General features: G+C 59.6%; 22 protein-coding genes and 1 pseudogene. 18 read left to right on the forward strand and 5 right to left on the reverse strand.

Annotated features, from left to right (window positions below; translation table 11 throughout):
* Positions 1 to 58 precede the first annotated feature (58 nt).
* From QWJ46_RS26315 to QWJ46_RS26330, 4 genes are all read left to right on the forward strand, one after another.
* Positions 59 to 2,857 carry a bifunctional diguanylate cyclase/phosphodiesterase gene (locus QWJ46_RS26315; protein ID WP_004671498.1) on the forward strand — a complete coding sequence of 933 codons (2,799 nt, stop codon included), beginning with the start codon at positions 59 to 61 and terminating at the stop codon, positions 2,855 to 2,857.
* 785 nt (positions 2,858 to 3,642) lie between these two features.
* Entirely contained in the window at positions 3,643 to 4,050 is a 408-nt protein-coding gene (locus QWJ46_RS26320) for a transposase (protein WP_004675073.1), read from the forward strand.
* Entirely contained in the window at positions 4,047 to 4,394 is a 348-nt protein-coding gene (gene tnpB, locus QWJ46_RS26325) for an IS66 family insertion sequence element accessory protein TnpB (RefSeq protein ID WP_008536653.1), read from the forward strand. Before QWJ46_RS26320 ends, tnpB begins: the two co-directional genes overlap by 4 nt.
* A 45-nt stretch (positions 4,395 to 4,439) precedes the next feature.
* Positions 4,440 to 6,095, forward strand: coding sequence for an IS66 family transposase (locus QWJ46_RS26330; RefSeq protein ID WP_018247155.1), 1,656 nt, complete (start codon positions 4,440 to 4,442; stop codon positions 6,093 to 6,095).
* 70 nt (positions 6,096 to 6,165) lie between these two features.
* Here the strand turns inward: QWJ46_RS26330 and groEL are convergent.
* Positions 6,166 to 6,391: pseudogene (gene groEL / locus QWJ46_RS26335) on the reverse strand (chaperonin GroEL); the annotation flags it as partial.
* A 294-nt stretch (positions 6,392 to 6,685) separates the two neighbouring features.
* On the opposite strand from groEL, the gene QWJ46_RS26340 reads away from it, so the two are divergent.
* On the forward strand, positions 6,686 to 7,606 hold the full coding sequence (locus QWJ46_RS26340) for an ArdC family protein (RefSeq protein WP_004673402.1): 921 nt from the start codon (positions 6,686 to 6,688) through the stop codon (positions 7,604 to 7,606).
* Between the two features lie 110 nt (positions 7,607 to 7,716).
* On the opposite strand, the gene QWJ46_RS26345 is transcribed toward QWJ46_RS26340, so the two are convergent.
* Positions 7,717 to 7,899 (reverse strand): hypothetical protein, encoded by a 183-nt coding sequence (locus tag QWJ46_RS26345; RefSeq protein WP_016737443.1) that lies wholly within the window; start codon positions 7,897 to 7,899, stop codon positions 7,717 to 7,719.
* Between the two features lie 768 nt (positions 7,900 to 8,667).
* Positions 8,668 to 9,039, reverse strand: a complete 372-nt coding sequence (locus tag QWJ46_RS26350; RefSeq protein ID WP_004673403.1) for a hypothetical protein — start codon at positions 9,037 to 9,039, stop codon at positions 8,668 to 8,670.
* A gap of 98 nt (positions 9,040 to 9,137) precedes the next feature.
* On the opposite strand from QWJ46_RS26350, the gene QWJ46_RS26355 reads away from it, so the two are divergent.
* The 13 genes from QWJ46_RS26355 to virB11 are packed head-to-tail and all read left to right on the forward strand — an operon-like array spanning position 9,138 to position 19,265.
* Positions 9,138 to 9,674 (forward strand): hypothetical protein, encoded by a 537-nt coding sequence (locus tag QWJ46_RS26355; RefSeq protein WP_018446357.1) that lies wholly within the window; start codon positions 9,138 to 9,140, stop codon positions 9,672 to 9,674.
* A gap of 3 nt (positions 9,675 to 9,677) precedes the next feature.
* Complete coding sequence (locus QWJ46_RS26360) at positions 9,678 to 10,319, forward strand: transglycosylase SLT domain-containing protein (protein WP_004673406.1); 642 nt, start codon at positions 9,678 to 9,680, stop codon at positions 10,317 to 10,319.
* 14 nt (positions 10,320 to 10,333) lie between these two features.
* Positions 10,334 to 10,633, forward strand: coding sequence for a TrbC/VirB2 family protein (locus tag QWJ46_RS26365; protein ID WP_004673407.1), 300 nt, complete (start codon positions 10,334 to 10,336; stop codon positions 10,631 to 10,633).
* Positions 10,634 to 10,638: 5 nt separating this feature from the next.
* Entirely contained in the window at positions 10,639 to 10,977 is a 339-nt protein-coding gene (locus QWJ46_RS26370) for a type IV secretion system protein VirB3 (RefSeq protein ID WP_018247156.1), read from the forward strand.
* Entirely contained in the window at positions 10,970 to 13,336 is a 2,367-nt protein-coding gene (locus QWJ46_RS26375; protein ID WP_004673411.1) for a VirB4 family type IV secretion/conjugal transfer ATPase, read from the forward strand. Before QWJ46_RS26370 ends, QWJ46_RS26375 begins: the two co-directional genes overlap by 8 nt.
* Complete coding sequence (gene virB5, locus QWJ46_RS26380) at positions 13,333 to 14,034, forward strand: P-type DNA transfer protein VirB5 (RefSeq protein WP_004673414.1); 702 nt, start codon at positions 13,333 to 13,335, stop codon at positions 14,032 to 14,034. The genes QWJ46_RS26375 and virB5 overlap by 4 nt, the downstream gene beginning before the upstream one ends.
* Complete coding sequence (locus QWJ46_RS26385; RefSeq protein WP_004673415.1) at positions 14,031 to 14,264, forward strand: EexN family lipoprotein; 234 nt, start codon at positions 14,031 to 14,033, stop codon at positions 14,262 to 14,264. Before virB5 ends, QWJ46_RS26385 begins: the two co-directional genes overlap by 4 nt.
* A 2-nt stretch (positions 14,265 to 14,266) precedes the next feature.
* Complete coding sequence (locus QWJ46_RS26390) at positions 14,267 to 15,199, forward strand: type IV secretion system protein (protein ID WP_004673418.1); 933 nt, start codon at positions 14,267 to 14,269, stop codon at positions 15,197 to 15,199.
* Between the two features lie 39 nt (positions 15,200 to 15,238).
* Positions 15,239 to 15,520: a hypothetical protein gene (locus QWJ46_RS26395; protein WP_004673420.1), complete on the forward strand. Its 282-nt coding sequence runs from the start codon at positions 15,239 to 15,241 to the stop codon at positions 15,518 to 15,520.
* Between the two features lies 1 nt (position 15,521).
* Complete coding sequence (locus QWJ46_RS26400; protein WP_004673422.1) at positions 15,522 to 16,193, forward strand: virB8 family protein; 672 nt, start codon at positions 15,522 to 15,524, stop codon at positions 16,191 to 16,193.
* Complete coding sequence (gene virB9 / locus QWJ46_RS26405) at positions 16,190 to 17,047, forward strand: P-type conjugative transfer protein VirB9 (protein WP_004673424.1); 858 nt, start codon at positions 16,190 to 16,192, stop codon at positions 17,045 to 17,047. Before QWJ46_RS26400 ends, virB9 begins: the two co-directional genes overlap by 4 nt.
* Before the next feature lie 8 nt (positions 17,048 to 17,055).
* Positions 17,056 to 18,228 (forward strand): type IV secretion system protein VirB10, encoded by a 1,173-nt coding sequence (gene virB10 / locus QWJ46_RS26410; protein WP_004673426.1) that lies wholly within the window; start codon positions 17,056 to 17,058, stop codon positions 18,226 to 18,228.
* Positions 18,229 to 18,236: 8 nt separating this feature from the next.
* Positions 18,237 to 19,265, forward strand: a complete 1,029-nt coding sequence (gene virB11, locus QWJ46_RS26415) for a P-type DNA transfer ATPase VirB11 (protein WP_004673428.1) — start codon at positions 18,237 to 18,239, stop codon at positions 19,263 to 19,265.
* Positions 19,266 to 19,591: 326 nt separating this feature from the next.
* Here virB11 and QWJ46_RS26420 read toward each other — a convergent pair whose 3' ends face one another.
* Positions 19,592 to 19,885, reverse strand: a complete 294-nt coding sequence (locus tag QWJ46_RS26420) for a hypothetical protein (protein ID WP_004673430.1) — start codon at positions 19,883 to 19,885, stop codon at positions 19,592 to 19,594.
* Entirely contained in the window at positions 19,875 to 20,396 is a 522-nt protein-coding gene (locus QWJ46_RS26425) for an excisionase (protein ID WP_018247157.1), read from the reverse strand. Before QWJ46_RS26425 ends, QWJ46_RS26420 begins: the two co-directional genes overlap by 11 nt.
* Positions 20,397 to 20,532: the final 136 nt, after the last annotated feature.

Genomic DNA, 20,532 nt, shown 5'->3' on the forward strand with positions numbered 1-20,532 from the left:
AACAAAATGCTGGCTTGACGCATGATTGCTCAGCCACGTGACAAAGCAGGACAGGCACATGAAACACGTACGTCAATCGGAACGCACATCCCGCCCCGAACAGCCTGTGGAAGTGCAGATGCCGACTGATGCTCAAATCGACCAGGGGCGTGGAGCCTTCCGCAACGCGGTCAATGCCAGCCCTCCGCTTGCCACGGGCACGGCCCCGCCATTTTCGGAAGCCTCCGTTGTCCGGCCATCGCACGGTCACGACGCAGATGTCGCAAGTCTGAAGCAACCGTTTGAGAAGGCTTTCCGGGCGAATCCGCGGCATCCTGCGACAAACATCGACTTGCCATTCAACGCCGAAGAGATGTCCAGTGCCGTCGTACTCGACGCGATCCCGTTACCCGTCTTCTTCAAAAACAGAGATGGGATACACCTTGGTTGCAACAGGGCCTTCGAAAGCTTCTCCGGCCGCTCAAAGGGAGATATTATCGGAAAAACCGTTTTCGATTTGGTGCCCGCACCCATAGCCGAGACGTATGCCGCGTTGGACGAGGCGCTTTTTGCAAATGGCGGTGTTCAGCAATATGAAGCAAAGGCCACCACCGAGAATGGTGGTGTCGTTGATCTTTTACTCAGCAAGACCGCAATCACTGATATCGCTGGTAACAGGATCGGCTTGGTTGGCGCGATGTTGGACATCACAGAGCGAAAACGTGCGGAGCATGATCTCAAAGAGGCTCTTGAATTCGCAGAGGGAATTATTGCCGCCATTCCTGACGTTCTGTTCGAGGTAAATGCCGACGGTCGCTACCTGCAGGTCTGGGCAAGGAATCAGGAGATCCTGGCGCAGCGAAAAGAAGTGCTGCTCGGCAAGCTTGTCCGCGATGTGCTCCCTCCAGATCAGGCCGACATCGCTATGCTGGCTCTTGAAGAAGCCGATGAAACCGGCGCCTCCTACGGTCGTTGTGTCCGTATAGCCCTACCAAACGGCGAATCCCGTTGGTTTGAACTGTCGGTCGCAAGGCGACCAAGCAGCAATCACTCAACCGTCACTTTTCTGGTGTTATCTCGCGATATTACCGAACGAAAGCACGCCGAGGGCACGACTATTGAAGCTCGGGCTCGCCTCCTAAGTGTCCTGCAGACCATTCCGGATATGGTATGGCTGAAAGACGTAACAGGCAAATATCTGTTGTGCAATCATGCCTTCGAAGAATTGGTCGGCAAGGCAGAAGCGGAAATCGTCGGGAAAACGGATTATGACCTGTTTACTCCCGAACTCGCCCAGTTTTTTCGTGACAAGGATGAGGAGGCCATGCAAGCCGGCCGTATTCTCATCAATGAGGAACGGTTTACCGCTCACGAGGACGGTCGATCAACGCTTTTGGAGACTCGTAAGGTTCCGGTATTCACGGGGGGAAAGCTGATGGGGATCCTCGGCGTCGCCCGCGATATCACCGAACTGGACACGTCCCGTAAGAAAATCCATCAGATGGCATTCTACGATTCTCTGACCGGCCTGCCTAACCGGACACTTTTCAATGAACGGCTACGCGAGATGATCGGGGACGCGGCTTCGGCGGGCCAGCGAGCCGGGGTGATGCTGATCGATATGGACCATTTCAAAGCGATCAATGACACTATGGGACATCCCGTCGGTGACGAGTTGCTGCGGCAGGTGGCGACACGCATGAAAAAAGGCGTCCGTGCCAGCGACACCGTGGCGAGACTCGGTGGAGATGAATTTGCAGTCTTGCTGCCCAATGTTCAGGACAATGACGATTTGGCTCAAATTGCCAGCAGAATGCTTGCCGCATTCGGCGAACGCTTCATGCTTTCCGACAGGGAGATCTTTGTATCCTGCAGCATCGGGATATCGGTATTTCCAAATGACGGCGACGCTCCCGACGATTTGGTGAAATATGCGGATTCTGCGATGTATTTGGCGAAGCGCTCGGGGCGTAGCAACTTCCGCTTCTACTCAAAGGATCTCACGATTGGGGCTGAAAAGCGCCTAGCGCTAGAATCAGACCTACGCCTAGCTTTGAAACATGAGCAACTTGAACTCCATTATCAGCCAAAGGTCCTATTGGACAACGGAAAGGTGATCGGTTCAGAAGCACTGCTACGATGGCATCATCCGAAGATGGGAATGATCCCTCCGGGAGAATTCATAGGTGTCGCCGAGGAAACGGGATTGATCATCGATCTTGGACGATGGGTGCTGCATGAGGCGTGTTGCACGGCTGCCGTCATGAATGCAGATGGACTGCCCCCGCACAAGATTGCGATAAATTTGTCTCCTAAGCAGTTTCAATGCCCGCGTTTGTCGCAAACGGTGGCGGACGTATTGCAGGAAACCGGTTGTCGTGCGGAGTGGATCGAGGTTGAAATAACTGAGAGTCTCCTGCTCCATAACTGCGAGGGCGTTTCGACGACACTCTCTCAATTGCATGCGAGCGGAATTTCCATAGCGATCGATGATTTCGGCACCGGCTACTCATCTCTGAGCTATTTGGCTAACTTTCCCATTGATACCCTCAAAATTGACCGGTCATTCATCAATCGATCCGACAAGCGAAGTAGAGAACTGGTCAAGGCAATTCTCTCAATTGCGCGCTGCCTAGGGCAAAATGTAGTCGCTGAGGGCGTGGAGACGGTCGATCAAGAAAAATTCTTGGCTGAAAGCGGCTGCGCTGTGGCACAGGGGTTCTACTATAGCAAGCCCATCCCGAAGTCCGAACTTCTCGCTGCAAACGCAGTGCTCGAGTTCTCTCGCGGTGATTCCCATCTTACGCCGATGCCCGCAGAGGAAGGGGTGGCACTCATGCGCTTGCCTCCCGCATCTGTTGGGACCCGAACCGCGTGAAGCCTACGGCTAACAGCGCGCAGGATCCACGCCACCTGCGGCGCTGTTTATACCGCACTCATCCAACGGAAGCCCAAACTACTCTGGGCGATTGGATAAAACGCGGACCAATAGGAACTACTTAAAACTTCAGGTGCTTTGATGTTCCGAAATATGCAGGCCCTGTACCGAATTGCGCGACGAAACATACGTTGACGTGTTTTCGCTTTCGATTGCCATTGCAAAGACTTGCCCAGTACAATCTACTATTCTGCGTCAATATCGTCAAAAGCATAACCGTGCAAAAGCTCATCCCATTTCCCCATCCGAATAGAAGTTCTGCGGATTTGAAAAGTTCAACTGCGAATTCGAATGGCTCCGGACATTTCGACATCATCCAATCGCTGAAATCGGAACTTCACGATTTGGCTAGTGCCGTAAATCAGTTGGAGGCGCTATGTGAGTCATACCGATCCCAAGCTGATACGTGCTCGCAACCTGACTGAACGACTGAGCGTCCGCGCTTGTCATCGTATTCCCTATGACCCTCTCTGGGCGTGGCGGCCAGTGGTTCGTTGAATCTTGCCAAACGTTCCCGGATCCCACCACTTCCCGAACACGGGAGCTTCAATTCGATCAACTCGAAACTTTCGGCCATTTGAACGGGTGGCGGAAAAAAACGCCAGCGATTGCGCCGTGATTTCGTAATGGTTCTGCCTATTTGCTGAGTAAGCCCACGGTGAAGGCCGTCTTGCGATAGAGGGCTTCTGACTGCCAGTCCTAGTGGTAACACTAGGAGTAGTCATATGACGAAGCATCCAATTGAGGTGATCACGTCTGTAGAGCGCCGTCGGCGCTGGTCACGCGAAGATAAAGAGCGCCTTGTCGCTGCATGCTTTGAGCCAGACGCGGTCATCTCCGAGATTGCCCGCGCGGCCGGCATCCATGTCAGCCAGTTGTTCCGTTGGCGCAAAGAGCTTTGCCGGATCGAGGAGCCAAGGTCTGATACGGCGACTTTGGTGCCGGTGATCGTATCCGAGGCCGCTTCGACAGTCTCTCCCGTTCAACCGGAATCGCCCACCACATCCCACCCTCGTCGGAAGCGTAGCGATGTGACAATCGAGCTTGGACGGGGTCGGCGCGTGCGCGTGGATAGCGACATCGATACGGATGCCCTTGGCCGGATTCTCGATTGCGTGCTGGGGCTGCGATGATTCCGGTTCCGAGTGGCGTGAAGGTCTGGCTGGCGACAGGCCACACCGATATGCGAAAGGGCTTCCCCGGTTTGTCGTTGATGGTGCAGGAGGCGCTGAAGCGCGACCCGATGTGTGGACACCTGTTCGTATTCCGCGGCCGCGGTGGCGGTCTGATCAAGGTGATCTGGCATGACGGCCAGGGCGCTTGCCTGTTCACGAAGAAGCTGGAGCGCGGCCGCTTCATCTGGCCATCAGCGGCCGATGGCACGGTGGTGATCACGCCTGCGCAGCTCGGTTATCTGCTGGAAGGTATCGACTGGCGGATGCCGCAAAAGACCTGGCGGCCGACGTCGGCCGGATAAGCAAAAACACTGGAATGACAGGGTCGAATATGATTCCATCCTGTCATGAGCAATGCGACCGAAGAGCTTCCGGACGACCTTGCCAGTGCGCTTGCACTGCTGGCCCAGGAACGCGCTCGACGTGTCGCAGCCGAAGCAGAAGCAGCGACCTCCAAGGCAGAAGCCGCCAGCGCAAAGGCACTCGTATCGCATTCCGAGGCGCTGATCGCGCGGCTGAAGCTGGAGATCGACAAGGTTCGCCGTGCACTCTACGGCAGCCGGTCCGAGCGCAAGGCGCGGCTCCTGGAGCAGATGGAACTGCAGCTCGAGGAGTTGGAAGCGGACGCCGGTGAAGATGAACTGGCGGCGGAGATCGCAGCCAAAGCTTCAGCCGTCAAAGCCTTCGAGCGCAAGCGTCCGTCACGCAAGCCCTTTCCCGAACACCTGCCGCGTGAGCGCGTCGTAATCGCCGCTCCCACGAATTGCGCCTGTTGTGGATCGGTTAAACTGTCGAAGCTTGGCGAAGACATTACCGAGACCTTGGAAGTCATCCCGCGTCAGTGGAAGGTCATCCAGACGGTGCGGGAGAAGTTCACCTGCCGCGAGTGTGAGAAGATCACGCAGTCACCCGCACCCTTCCATGTGACACCCCGCGGTTTTGCCGGGCCGAACCTGCTGGCGATGATCCTGTTTGAGAAGTTCGCCCAGCACCAGCCGCTCAATCGCCAGAGCGAGCGCTACGCCCGCGAGGGCGTCGACCTCAGCTTGTCGACGCTGGCCGATCAGGTTGGAGCATGTGCCGCGGCGTTGAAGCCCATTCACTCCCTGATCGAGGCGCATGTCCTTGCTGCCGAACGTCTGCACGGCGACGACACGACCGTGCCTATCCTGGCCAAGGGAAAGACCGATACGGGCCGCATCTGGACCTATGTCCGGGACGATCGGCCGTTCGGAGGGCTCTCTCCGCCGGCGGCCCTTTACTATGCCTCGCGGGACCGACGGCAGGAGCATCCGGAGCGCCACCTGAAGACCTTCAACGGCATTCTGCAGGCGGACGCCTATGGCGGCTACAATCCGCTGTTCAAGGTTGATCGCGATCCAAATCCTCTAAGGCAGGCGTTTTGTTGGGCACACTCGCGGCGTAAGTTCTTCGTGCTCGCCGACATCGCCGCAAATGCCAAGCGTGGAAAGAATGCCGCGCCGATCTCGCCTATGGCGCTCGAAGCCGTCAAACGGATCGACGGCCTGTTCGATATTGAGCGCGAGATCAACGGGCTTACGGCCGATCAACGCCTGGAGCGTCGCCGGAGAGACTGTCTGCCACTCGTCGATGATCTGCAGGTCTGGCTTCAAACCGAGCGGGCAAAGCTCTCACGCAGTTCTCCGGTGGCGGAGGCGATCGACTACATGCTCAAGCGCTGGGATGGCTTCACATCATTTCTGCAGGACGGCCGGATTTGCCTGACGAATAATGCGGCAGAGCGAGCGCTCAGAGGCTTTGCGCTCGGCAGAAAATCCTGGCTCTTCGCCGGATCAGACCGCGGTGCAGATCGTGCGGCCTTCATGGCCACATTGATTATGACGGCAAAACTCAACGACATCGATCCGCAGGTGTGGCTGGCCGACGTTCTTGCCAGCATCGCTGATACGTCGATTACCAGGCTGGAGCAGTTGCTTCCGTGGAATTGGACGCCGCCGACCGTCAACGCTCAAGCGGCCTGACCTGCGGCCTTCACCGGAGGCTTACTTTGCTGAAGGCGGTCGGCCGATTGGAATGCTCCATCAGACCTCAACTTACCGGCAGCAAGGACTGCAGGTTCGATAGCTTCTTTTCGTGGATGAGGATATACGGATCCTCGAACTCTACCCGCATCTTGTCCTGGTTGGCGACGAAGTAGGGGCTGAGGTACGGGTCGAATGCATGCGCGCGAAGACTACGAGTTTGGTCTCGGCGGTCTTGGCTTCCTCGACGAAATGGCACTCTCGTTGCTAACCTTCTCCATTGCGTCGACGAGGAACGGCCGCGCAAGGTCGATGCCACGCTTCGGGTCCATCGATTCATCCCGGACGCTCCCGCCTTGCGTAATAGACTGGATTTTTCATTTCTGCCTGGGTTTCAAACCTGTCTCGCCGTGGTGTTGCTGCATCCCGTCCTGCCCCGGCTTTTGGTCCTGCCAGGCTCGCGCTGCCCGCAACGGCTTTGCCGTCCTTCACTTCGTTGCGGCCCTGCGGGTGCTGGCCGCACTTGCAGCCTGGCTTTTGGACCGCCGTAGCAGGTCGCGATGGCCGCGACCTCGAACGGAGGTTCAGAGATGAACAGGCAGCAATCCAATCAACGATCCGATATCTACAGCCGCATCACCACCAAGATCATCGCCGATCTCAAACAGGGCGTCCGTCCATGGACCAAGCCATGGACGACGGGAGGCTGGACAGCCGAGGTCAGCCGGCCACTGCGCCACAATGGCCAACCCTACACCGGCATCAATGCTCTGCTCCTCTGGTCTGAAGCCATCGCCCGCGGCTTTGCATCACCAAGGTGGATGACGTTTCGCCAGGCAATCGAGCTCGGCGGCGCCGTCCGCAGGGGCGAAACCGGCACGACCGTCGTCTTCGCCAGCTCTTTCATCCGCGCCGAGACGACGGAGACAGGCGCCGAAATCGAACGCGACATCCCCTTCCTCAAAACCTACACCGTGTTCAACACCGACCAGATCACCGGCCTTGATGGCCTTGCCCATTCCATCGCGCCTGACCAGGATTGGATGAGCCGCATCGGTGCTGCCGGCCGCTTCTTTGCCAATACCGGCGCCCTGATCCGCCATGGAGGATCGGCGGCCTATTATGCTGCTGCCCGTGACTACATCCAGATGCCGTGCTTCGACGCCTTCCGGGACGATGCATCCTATGTCGCCGTTCTCAGTCACGAGATGACGCACTGGACCGCTGCACCGCGAAGGCTCGATCGGGATCTCAGCCGCTATGCGAAAGACAGGAGCGAACGCGCCCGCGAAGAGCTCATTGCCGAACTCGGCAGCTGCTTTCTCTGCGCCGATCTTGGTATCGTCCCCGAGCTCGAACCACGCCCCGACCATGCAAGCTATCTCGATGACTGGCTCAAGGTTCTCGGCAGCGACAAGCGTGCCATCTTTTCAGCGGCAGCTCATGCCCAGCGCGCGGTCGACTATCTGCATGACTTGCAGCCGGACCTCAACGAGGAGGAGGCGGCGTGAGCCGTCTCCTTCTTAGCCACCCGGACGCCGCCCACTGCCGCGACCCGACGGCCGCAAGCTCCTATCCCGCGAACCGGCGTCTAAAATCGTCAGGCATTGACCTCGCGCAGCTAGTGGGGCGTGTTCACCGGCATATTGAAGTGACGCGCGAAGTATTCCGACGGCGTCGTCATGCGGCCCGTGGTGAGAACCAGCGCATCCCCTCGACCGTCGATGCTGAAAATCACGCGACTGTGCAGGCTTGCAACCTCCTCCGGCAGATCCTCCCTTAGCATCGCGATGGCGGAAGCCATCGTCCGCCGAGGGCGAACGAGAACGATGTCCCGCGCGAACGAGTCGTCGTGCGTAGCATCGAGAGAAGCGTTGATGACAGCGGGTCGTCGGATGATCTATTTGGAACTAGCAAAAAATATTGCTTTGATAAATTTGCGCTGACAGCTTTGGCCGCGGCCTCAACACGAGCGGGTGCCTGCAGCCGCTGGCGCGCATTGGAAAGATGGAGGCGGACGGTTTGAATGGATAAGTTTCAGTCTCCTATGGATAGCACCGTCACTATCGCCGTCGGATAAAAGCTGCAAACAACGTCTTTCCTGTTTCGTCAGATCCTGCCTGGGATTAGCGATCTCTCCGTCCAAACGCGTTGGACCCGTTCATGAAATCTGTTTTCGCTTGGCGCGTAATGCCGGATAGACACTGGAGAGCCAACCATCGGCGCCCTCACCGGTAGGTCATGTTCCAGCCGAGTTCGCCGGTGCGCAACGCGCTCCATATGCTGAGCGGCGACGGAGATAGGGAACGCACGGGCGGGGGCAGTCGGTCCCGCCTCCCTTGACGGCCGCTATGCTGAGGCTCCTGCGGCTGCCCTTGTTCCGCCCTTAGCGTGGCGAGAATTCCCGAAATCCGCCTCACGGCGCCGCTATGCTGATTTCTCCGATACTCTTCATTGTTTGATTGCAACCCGCCTGCGGACGGGTTGCCTGATCGTCCCTGATGACTACCGGCAGCCATGCGATCGGGCTGGCGGATGATTCGCATCTCACTCCATTAAAGCCGAAGATCAGTCAGTTTAACCCCGCCTCCTGGCTGGCGCGGAAAGAGCTCAGCTTGCTCAGGAGGTCCTGAGAGATCTCGAATTGCCGCGCCGTCCCCCGGCCCATGGCGTTCTTCCCCATCGTCTCCACCAGCATTCCCCGCTTTACCAAAAGGTCGACCGTCTCCTTCACACCGCTGCGTGTTAGCTCGGTAATCTCAATTATATTAGAGAGGGTTAGCTTCTGATGGGCCTGAGTCATCGTATAGAGGATCGTCATCATGCCGATCTGCTTCAGCCTCGCCTGCGGGGTCTCGTCCTCCAGCGGATGGTCGAGGATCTCATGGAGAATGAGTCCCGAGAAGGCAAGGTTGTGCCATTGCGTTTTAATCGCGCTTGTCATGTCATTTAACTATGTTATATACGACAGTATAAACGCGGGCAGGCAGATTGAGTCTCCCGAAACGCAATAGGGCGCCATCGTCTCGAAGGATCCTGTTCATGAAAAGCCTTCTCCTGAATTCACTGCTTACGGTCTGCTTCGTTGCGCCACCCTATCTTATTTTCGGCAGTAAAGCGCGGGCCGAGGATTGGGGATGCCAGGTTATTCTATGCCTTTCCAATCCCGGCGGGCCGACGCAATATGCAGAATGCCGGCCGCCGATCCAGAAGCTGTGGCGGGAGCTTGCCGAGGGGCACTCATTCCCGACCTGTAGCGGCGTCGGTTTTCAGAGTTCGCGGCCTGGCTATGAACCCTATTATTGCGATGCGGGGTACAAGCTCACGACTGATAGCGGTCGCGGCGGTCGGCAAGCAACCTGCGTATCGACATCGCCGCAGCCGGTGAGCAACAGCCTCTGCTGGGATGGGAACGACTATACTTCCCGCGACAATTCGGTCCTGTCGCCACATTGGCAGCGCGTGGACGGGCACCGCCAGTGCATCGGCTATCCGACAACGCGCCCGAATGTGCGATCGCAGCCGCACTATGTCGATGTCACCATCGACGGCGCCGGTAAACAGCGCGTTTGGTATTGACCGATGGGTGCTGCATTCGTCGAAATCGCGCAAACCTGCGCGCCGATGGTTCAGGTGGAGACGCTGGCCGGCATTGTCAGCCTTGAGAGCCGGTTTCAGCCCTTCGCCATCCGCATCAACAGCGGCCCACCACTCGCTGCTCAACCCGCATCGAAGGCGGAGGCGATCGAGGTCACGACGTCTCTGATTGCCGATCACCAGGATATTCAGATCGGGCTCGGCGGTATCGCGATAGAGGCGCTTCAAAAATTGAAGCTATCCGTCGCCGACGCCTTCGATCCCTGCATGAACCTCAAGGCCACGGCTACGCTTCTCGACGGATACTACCGCGCCGCATTACGCGCGGGGGATCCGGCTCAGGCCGAAAGGGTGATGCTCCAGTCCTATTATGGCCGCGATGATCGATCCCTCGGCGCCATGGTCAAATATGACGAGCAGGTACGCCAGGAAGTAAAGCAGTTATCGCCGACGCTTGCCTCGCTCACCATCGGCGAACGAGGTGACCAGGCCGGGTCTGGCGTGCCGACGCAAGATGAGGCGCCGCCGGCGCTTGCGAAACAATCCTCCCAAACCGCTGAGGCCGCATCCTGGGATGTTTTCAGCTCAGGGCGGCGATCCACGGTTCTCGTTTTCCAGAATGATTGATCGGAGCAAAGTGAATGATCTCCAAAGCCAGCCTTCGCCCCTTTGCCGCATCCACGCTGATGGCGGCCGCCATTGTCATCTGCCTGGTCGAGCCGGCCTTCGCCCAGGCCGCCGGCATCGAAACCGTGCTGCAGAACATCGTCGACATGCTGACCGGCAATATCGCCCGTCTGCTGGCGGTCATCGCCGTCATCATCATCTGCATTGCCTGGATGTTTGGCTACATGGATTTGAGGCGGGCCGGCTTCTGGATTATCGGGATCGGCGGCATTTTTGGCGCCACCGAGCTGGTCAACACCATCGTCGGAGGCTGACGGGCATGGCAAACGCTCCCAGCCTCGAAGAAGACATCCTGTTCCTCGCCTGCACCCGCCCGGCGACGATCGCAGGCGTGACGATGGAGGCGATGGGCGTCAACATCATGCTGACGACCATTCTCTACATCACAGCGGGGTCGATCGCCTATGCGCTGATCGGCGTCGTCTTCCACGTCGTGTTCCGGGCGCTCGTCAAGCACGACCACAACATGTTTCGGATCCTGATTGCGTGGATCGAAACCCGTGGCCGCTCCCGCAATGCCGCCTATTGGGGCGGCGCCACGCTCTCGCCTCTGACGCTCACCCGACGTTATGACGAAAGGGATCTCAGCTTTGTCTAACATTGCGACGCTCCGGTCGCGCGAGCTCGGGCCGGAAACCTTCATCCCCTATGTCAGGCATGTCGACGAGACGACCATTGCGCTCGAATCCCGAGCGTTGATGACGATGATCGCTCTCGACGGCGTTTCCTTCGAAACTTCGGACGTCAGGGACCTCAACGACCTGCACCGCAGCCTGAACACGCTCTATCGCAATATCGCTGACGAGCGGCTGGCGCTCTGGACGCATCTGGTGCGCCGCCGCGACAATGCTTATCCCGAGGGACGCTTCGCCAATCCCTTCTCCGACGGTCTGAACGCGCGATACCGCGAGCGCATGGTGAGGGAAGATCTGTTTCGCAACGATCTTTACCTCACCCTTGTCTGGCATCCCGGCCGGGATCCTGCCGAAAAGGCGGCCAAGCTTCTCTCCCGGCTGCGCAAGGCCCGCCGATCCGATACCGAGCTCGACGGGCAGGCCCTGAAGCATCTGCGTGACCGCGTGGCGGATGTCGTCGCCGGCCTGAAGCGCTTCGAGCCGCGGCTGCTCACCCTCCACGAACAGGACGGGATCCTGTTCTCCGAGCCGAGCGAAGTGCTCCACCAGATCGTCGGCGGCCGGCGGGAGCCGATCCCATTGACGGAGGGACGAATTTCCTCGGCAATCTATTCCGACCGGGTCATTTTCGGGCGCGAGACCGTCGAGATCCGTCACGAGGCCGACAGCCGCTATGCCGGCATGTTCGGCTTCAAGGAATATCCGGCGACGACGCGCAGCGGCATGCTCGACGCTATCTTGACCGCACCTTTCGAGCTTATCCTGACGCAGTCCTTCGCTTTCACCTCAAAGGCCGATGCCCGCACGATCATGGGCCGCAAGCAGAACCAGATGGTCAGCGCCGGCGACAAGGCGGCCTCACAGATCGAGGAACTCGGCGAGGCGATGGACGATCTCGAATCCAATCGCTTCGTTCTCGGGGAACATCATCTTGCGCTTGCCGTCTTCGCGCCCTCGGTCAAGGAACTGACTGATCACATGGCGAAAGCGCGGGCCTATCTCACCAGCGGCGGCGCGGTCGTCGCCCGCGAGGATCTTGGGCTCGAGGCTGCCTGGTGGGCGCAAGTGCCGGGCAATTTCCGCTACCGGGCGCGCTCGGGAGCGATCACGTCGCGCAACTTCGCAGCCCTTGCTCCCTATCATTCCTATCCGGCGGGCAAGAAGGACGGCAACGAGTGGGGACCGGCGGTCGCCATGCTCAAGACCGCGTCCGGCTCGCCCTTCTATTTCAACTTTCATCACGGCGATCTCGGCAACAGTTTCGTCTGCGGTCCGTCGGGTGCCGGCAAGACGGTGCTCTTGAATTTCATGCTGTCCCAGCTCGAAAAGCATGACCCGCATATGGTCTTCTTCGACAAGGACCGTGGCGCCGATCTCTTCGTGCGGGCGGCCGGCGGCACCTATCTGCCGCTGAAGAATGGTGTCGCCACCGGCTGCGCGCCGGTGAAAGCACTGGAATTCACTGCGGAAAACAAAGTATTCCTCACCGGTTGGATCGCCAAGCTGGTCCGATCCGGATCTGGCGAATTGTCGATCACCGAGTTGCGCGACATCACCTCGGCGGTCGACGGGGTGGCGGACCTGCCGGTGGAGCGTCGCTCCATCGGCGCCCTGCGCACCTTCCTCAACAACACCGATCCCGAGGGCATTGCCGCACGTCTCCGACGATGGGAAAAGGGCGGCCCGCTCGGCTGGGTATTCGACAACGAGGCTGACGATATCGGCATCGGCGCCAGGTTCATCGGCTACGACATGACCGATTTCCTCGACAATGAGGAGATCCGCACGCCGTTGATGGCCTACCTGTTCTATCGGATCGAGCAGCTGATCGACGGGCGTCGCATCATCATTGTCATCGACGAGTTCTGGAAGGCGCTGCAGGACGAAGGCTTTCGTGATCTCGCCCAGAACAAACTCAAGACGATCCGCAAGCAGAACGGTCTCATGCTGTTTGCGACCCAGAGCCCGCGCGATGCCATCGTCTCGCCGATCGCCCACACGATCATCGAGCAGTGCCCGACACAGATCTTTCTTCCGAACCCGCGCGGCGACCGCGCCGACTATGTCGACGGCTTCAAGCTGACGGAGCGCGAATTCGAGCTCGTCTCGCGCGAACTCTCCGTCGAGAGCCGCCGGTTCATCGTCAAGCAGGGGCACAACAGCGTTGTCGCCGAGCTGAACCTCAACGGCTTCGACGACGAACTTGCCATCCTCTCCGGCCGGACCGCCAATGTCGAGCTTGCCGATGCTATCCGTTTGGAGATCGGCGAGGGACGGGAGGACTGGCTTGCCGTGTTTCATCAGAGGAGGAAGACAGCATGATCCGAACAGGAACGATGCGGCCATTGTTTGTATCGGCCGCTCTTTTGGCGTCGGCGATGCTAGCATCGGCGCAGGGCATCCCCGTCATCGATCAGACATCGATCGCCAAGCAAATCGAGAGCATCGCGCAGCTGAAGTCCCAGCTCGACGCCTTGAACCAGCAGCTCCAACAAGCCCAGCAGCTCTACGGCTCGCTGAACAAGATCACCAACATGGCCGACGTCGCCAACCTGCTGAACGATCCGTCGATCCGCAAGGCGCTTCCGCAGGACTTCAACGCGATCGAGGGGCTGTTCAAAGGTTCCGGCAGCGGCGTCTTCGGTAGTTCCGCTTCCAAATTCGTTCAAGACAATTCCACCTACCGCACCGATGCCGACGATTTCTATGCGCAGGAACTGTCGCGCATCCAGAACCAGAACGCCGGGCAGATGAGCCTCGGCCGGCAGATCTACGATGCGGCGACCAAGCGCATCGGCGGCATCGATGAGCTTCGCCAGAAAATCTCCGGTGCTGCCGACGCCAAGGACATCGCCGATCTGCAGGCCCGCCTCCAGGCCGAGACCGCCTTCTTGCAAGCCGACGTCCTGCGCATGCAGGGCCTGCAGATGGTCCAGCAGGCTCAGGTGCAGGTCGATGACCAACGCAAGGCTGAGGACTGGCGCAAGCGAATGGACACGATGGGAGCGGCGCTGAAATGAAGTGGCTTCTTTCTAGCGCGGCCATGCTTTTACTGGCGGCCTGCTCCCCACAGGCGGATAAGATTTACACCGTCGATGAGCTCATGGCGGACGATGGTCTGCTCGCTAGGATTATCGGCGAATGCCGTAACAATCCCGGAGAACTCCGCGATACGCCCAATTGCCGCAACGCCGAGGCAGCCGACGGCAAGCTGCGGCTGGAGCGGATGGGCAAATCGTTGGGAGGCTGACGATGTATCAGGTCTTCAGCTTCGTCGACGGACAGTTCAAGACACCGCTGGAAAACTTCATTTCCTCCGGCACCTCGAATATCGCCAACTGGGTCAGCGGCCCGCTGACGGCGGCACTCACCCTCTATGTCGTGCTCTACGGCTATCTCGTCCTGCGCGGCTCCGTGCAGGAACCGATCCTCGAATTCGCCTTCCGGGCGATGAAGCTCGCCATCATCGTCATGCTGGTGAGGAACGCCGGCGACTATCAGACCTACGTCACCAATATCTTCTTCGATGCGCTGCCGCGCGAAATCTCGCAGGCGCTGAATTCGGGCACGGCGCCGAGCGCATCGACCTTCGACAGCCTGCTCGATAAGGGCCAGAAATGCGCCAAAGAGATATGGTCGCGGGGCTCCTGGCCTATCGATATCGTCACCGGCGTGGGCGGCCTACTGGTTATCGGCGGAAGCTTTCTTGTCGCGGCGATCGGTTATATAGTTTCGCTCTATGCCCGGCTGACGCTTGCCATCGTGCTGGCAATAGGTCCGATCTTCATCGCGCTCGCCATGTTCCAGTCGACCCGCCGGTTCACCGAATCCTGGATCGGCCAGCTCGTCAATTTCGTCATCCTTCAGGTCCTGGTCGTTGCCATCGGCTCGCTGCTGATCACCTGCATCGATACGACGTTTACGGCGATCGAAGGTTATAGCGACGTGCTGATGCGGCCGATCGCGCTCTGCGCCATTTGCGTCGCCGCACTCTACGTCTTCTACCAACTGCCCGGCATTGCTTCGGCTCTTGCGGCGGGCGGGGCGTCGCTCACCTACGGCTACGGCGCCGCCCGCGATGCGCACGAAAGCACGCTCGCCTGGGCGACATCCCACACAGTCAGAGCGGTCGGCCGCGGCGCGCGTTCCGTCGGCCGCCGCCTGACGCCAGGCCGGACCGAATGACGGTCACCAACGCTTCAGACAATTGAACAGGTTTTTTCGATGCTTCGTATCGTTTTGTCGTTTTTGCTGACCGCCGGTCTCGTAGGCTGCGGTTCGATTTCCCACCCGCTACCGAAATGTGATGGTTATTCCCGCCGGCCGCTGAACCGCGCCATGTGGCAATGGCAGGACAGTGGAGGCGAGCAGCCGGCGACCCGGGCCGTTCCCGCTGAGCCGACCAGTCACGCCGCCGCCTATGTGCCGGAACCATCTTCAGCCACACCGGCCGCTTTCGCGCATTTCGATGTCGCGAGCTCCTACCGTCCATGCGAGGGCGAGTGACATGGTGACCACGGATAACCTCAAAAGTTACTTCGACAAGGCCCGCCGATTCGATCAGGACCGGGTGATCCAGGTCGAGCGCTCCGCCCGCATCGCTTGGTTCATCGCTGCTTGCGCCGGTACGCTTGCTGCCGTTTCCGTCTTTGCCGTTGCCGGCCTCACGCCTTTGAAAACCGTCGAGCCCTTCGTCGTGCGGGTCGATAATTCCACCGGCATCGTCGATGTGGTTTCGGCGCTGACATCGACCGCCGGCACCTACGACGAGGCCGTCACCAAATATTTCGCGGCCAAATATGTCCGTGCCCGCGAAGGTTACGTCTGGAGCGAGGGCGAGGAGAATTTTCGCACCGCGGCGTTGCTATCGGCGCAGCCGGAGCAGACTCGATTTGCCGCAGTCTACCGCGGCAGCAATCCAGACTCCCCGCAGAACATTTATGGCCGCAGTGCCACGTCGCGGATCAACATTGTCTCCATCTCGCTGATCAACGCCAATGTGGCATCCGTCCGCTATATGAGGACGGTGACCCGCGGTGACGAGGTGCGCACGACGCACTGGGTTGCGACCCTGACCTTTTCCTATGCCAATGCCCCGATGTCCTCGACCGACCGGCTGATCAACCCGATCGGCTTCGTCGTCAGCGAATATCGCGCCGATCCGGAGGCGATCAATTGAAACCGCGTTTCCTTCTCCCGCTCATTCTGGTTACCGGTTTCTCTTCGGCGGCGCTCGCCCTCGAGACGCCACGCGGCGCCACGCAGGACAGCCGCATCCGTTTCGTCGACTACCAGCCCTATAACATCACAAAAGTCGTCGGCACGCTCCGGTCTTCCGTGCAGATCGAATTCGCCGCCGACGAGGAAATCGCTCATGTCGCCCTCGGCAACAGCGTCGCCTGGGAGGTGGCGCCGGCCGGCAACATCCTGTTCCTGAAGCCTCGCGAAAATCAGCCGGTGACGAATATCTCGGTCGTGACGACACGACGGGACGGCTCGACCCGCAGCTATCAGATGGAACTCACCGTCCGTGACGGCAGTGTTGAAGCCGGTCAGAACACCTATTTCTATGTGAAATATCGCTATCCCGCTGATGAAGCGGAGCGGCGCCGGCTGGAAGCATCTGCGCGCGCGCAGGCGGCACAAGCCGGCGAGGCCGATCGCGTGCTTGCCCTTCACGAAGCCTATGGACCGCGCAACTGGCGTTATTCGGCGCAAGGGTCCCAGGCGCTCGAACCGCAAGCGGTCTATGACAACGGCAAGGTCACGACCTTCGCCTTTGCCGGCAACCAGGAAATGCCGGCGATCTATATGGAAAACTCCGACGGCAGCGAAAGCCTGGTTCCGAAGTCAGTCGACGGCAATCTCGTCCTCGTTCACGCGATCAGCCGCAAGTTCATACTGCGCCGTGGCGGCGACGTGCTTTGCGTCTTCAACGAAGCCTACGATCGCGTCGGCACCAATCCCGAGACTAACACGACGTCACCATCGGTCGAGCGCGTCGTCAAAGTGCCGCCCGGCGCGGCGCAATAGGAGGCGTTATGGCCGAGGAAGAGATTACCCAGATTCCGGGCGAGCGCGCCGAGACGTCGGCCGGCGGCCGGCTCGACAATAACCCGATCCTCAAACGCGGCGCTGTCGCCTTGGCGATCGTCGTCTTTGTCGCGTTCGCTCTCTGGTCGATGCGAGGGCAGGACAAGCCGTCAGACGGTGCCCAGCCGGAGCGCGTTGTCATCCGGCAGACATCGGATTTCGAACCGGCGAAGGAGCCACAGCCGGTGGCGACACCGCCGCAGGTCCAGCTCCCGACGCCTGTCGCCGCCGAGCAGGCGCCGACCGACGGCGACAAGCTGCTCGATGCTGCCCGCCGTGCGCCGGTCATCGCCTATGGCGGCGAGAAATCGCCGGCAACGCGGCGGCAGGATCAGGGCGAGGCGTCGGATCAGGCCTCGAATTACGTGCCGCTCGGCGCCAATCCCGGCGGCTTCGCCTCGCAGGGCGAAAACGATGACCAGCGCTTCGACCGCTTGCTGACACCGACGCAATTGCAGGGATCGCGTGCCGGCACGTTGGGCAATCGTGATTTCATCGTCGCAATGGGGACATCCATTCCTTGCGTTCTCGAGACCGCGCTCTCCTCCGATCAGCCAGGGTTCACGAGCTGCGTCATCAACCGGGACGTTCTTTCAGATAACGGCCGCGTTGTGCTGATGGAAAAAGGCACGCAGATTGTCGGTGAATATCGCGGCGGTATTCGGCGTGGACAAAAGCGCCTGTTCGTTCTCTGGAACCGGGCGAAGACGCCGAAAGGCGTGATCATCACTTTGGCTTCGCCCGCAACCGACGCGCTTGGCCGGGCCGGCATCGATGGTTATGTGGACACCCATTGGTGGGAGCGTTTTGGCAGCGCGATGCTCCTGTCGATCGTCGGCGACGCCAGCTCTTATGCCAGCAGCCGGCTGCAGGACAGCGATGTCGACGCGCAAAACACCACCAGCGCCGGTCAGCAGGCGGCGGCGATCGCCGTCGAGCAATCGATCAACATTCCGCCGACGCTCATGAAACATCAGGGCGAGCTGGTTTCGATCTTCGTCGCACGCGACCTCGATTTCTCCACCGTCTACCGGCTTCGTGTGACCGAGCCCCGCAACCGCATCTACGACCGTGCTGCGCTTGGGGATTTCAGCCCCTCCTCGAAGCTCGTGACGAAATAGGTTCGGCAATGACTGAAGCTGCCGACTCCGGCGTCGTGCGCGAACTGCTTTCGCCGCTATCACGCTTTCTGCGTGACAAGACCCTCTACGAGGTCATCGTCAACCGGCCGGGACAGGTCGTCACGGAGGGGAGGGAGGGATGGCAGACCTATGAGATGCCCGAACTCTCATTCGACAGGTTGATGCGTCTCGCCCGCACGGTCGCGAGCTTCTCCAATCAGTCGATCGACGAGACGCGGCCGATCCTGTCGGCGACCCTGCCGGACGATGAGCGGATCCAGATCGTCATCCCGCCGGCAACGACGAAGGGAACCGTCAGCATCACCATCCGCAAGCCGTCCTCTGTGTCGCTGACCCTCGAGGATCTCGATCATGGAGGATTGTTCGCCGATGTCGCGCCTGTCGAAAGCGACGGGAGACGATTGGACCAAAGGCTGTTGGAATACTATCGGATCGGCGCCTACAAGGCGTTTCTGCGGGAGGCGGTGTTCGCAAGGAAGAACATCATCATCTCCGGCGCCACGGGGTCGGGAAAGACGACGCTGTCGAAAGCGCTGATCCGCCACATCCCGCAAAATGAGCGGATCATTTCCATCGAGGACACACCGGAACTGGTGGTCCCGCAGCCCAACCATGTTCGGCTCTTTTACTCCAAGGGCGGGCAGGGTCTCGCCAAGGTCGGCGCGAAGGACCTGCTCGAATCCTGCCTGCGCATGCGGCCCGACCGTATCCTGCTGCAGGAGCTGCGTGACGGGACGGCATTCTACTACATCCGCAATGTCAACTCCGGCCATCCTGGCTCCATCACCACGGTCCATGCCGACTCCGCCCGCCTCGCCTTTGAGCAGCTGACTTTGCTGGTCAAGGAGTCGGAGGGTGGTGGGGACCTCGAACGGCACGACATCCGCGAGATGCTGACGATCGCGATCGACATCATCGTCCAATGCAAGCGGATCGACGGCCGGTTTCGGGTGAGCGAGATCTACTATCGAGACGCCGCGACTGACCTCGGCCGCTCTTCGTCGGATCGAGCTTAACGGGTTGCGTCCGGGCCTCTAACAATTCTGTCGGTTTCGACCGTCAGTCCAATTGTGCGGCCTTCTCACGCAGGACCACTGAAAACGCGCGGAGCCCCTGATGGTCCAGTGCATCAATGAATTCGTGAACCGCCGGCACCGTCTTGCGTAAATTCAACCGGGCGCGCCTGATGCTGTCGATCAATGCGCTCTAAAAGGTGGATGGAGGCCCACGAGGAAATTGTCCGGCGATACGCAGGTCACCCCATGAGGCCGAAGCTCCGTGACAGGGAAATCCTTGAGATTCCACGTGACAATCACGGAAGCTTTTCCGGCGATGGCTGCAGCTAAAACATGACGATCATCGGGACCGGTAGCGAGAGGTTGGGGATGAGGATTTGGTGGTTACCGACATCGGCATCGGGCAAAACTTCCTTGATCCGATCACGGGTCGCTTCCAGACGGGAGAAGGGTATCTCGGGTGAGCCGATGGCCAGATTGCGAATCCACTCGGCGTGGATGTCGTCGGTCCAGCGTGCGTCGACGAGACCGTCGAAAGCACACTGGACCAAGACATTGCGTAAATGGAAAGGGTAGAGGACGCAGGCATCGTAGACCGCGACGGGCGGCTTAGAGGCCATGATTGACGATCAGATCCTCTGTGTCCTCGGCCAGCGCGTCGAGGCTTTTCTGGCGAGCATCGAGCTTGGCCTTGAGCGCAAGAACATCCTTCAACTTGGCTCGGCGGTGCTTGCCGACATAGCGGAAGGGCAGATCGCCGCGATCCATGCGCAGCACCACGAGAGGACGTGAGATGCCGAGGATGGTGGAGGCGTCGGTCGGGCTCAATTCCTGATCTTCCGTGAGCACGGCAACACGCTTGCCGCGCAACAGATGATCGAGGAGTGCTTCGACAGGTGCGAAAGCCGAGGCTGGAAGAGAAAGGGTTTGAAGCTGTCCACCTTCGCGGCGAATCCGCAGTTCCAGGTGGTCGCCCTCCGCCAGCTTTGGGATCGGCGCGACGGCCTTGCGGTCGCGATCCGACAATTCGGTAAATTGAAGAACATGGCTGGTCATGGCGAACACCTCTGACCATGTATATAGGGCAAGTCGCTCATAACTGCAATACCTGAAATATCCTCCGCTTTCCATCTCCGATTTCCGGGTGCCATAGGAGCGCGCGGCGAACGAGCTCGACCCGCCAACTTGAAGCGTGGGTTACCGCCAACGGCAAGCGCTCCGCTTCCGATGTGATCGTGCAATGCAAAGGGGCCGCCTCACCAACTAT

Source organism: Rhizobium sp. CBN3 (genome assembly GCF_030518245.1).
Lineage (GTDB): Bacteria > Pseudomonadota > Alphaproteobacteria > Rhizobiales > Rhizobiaceae > Rhizobium > Rhizobium aethiopicum_A.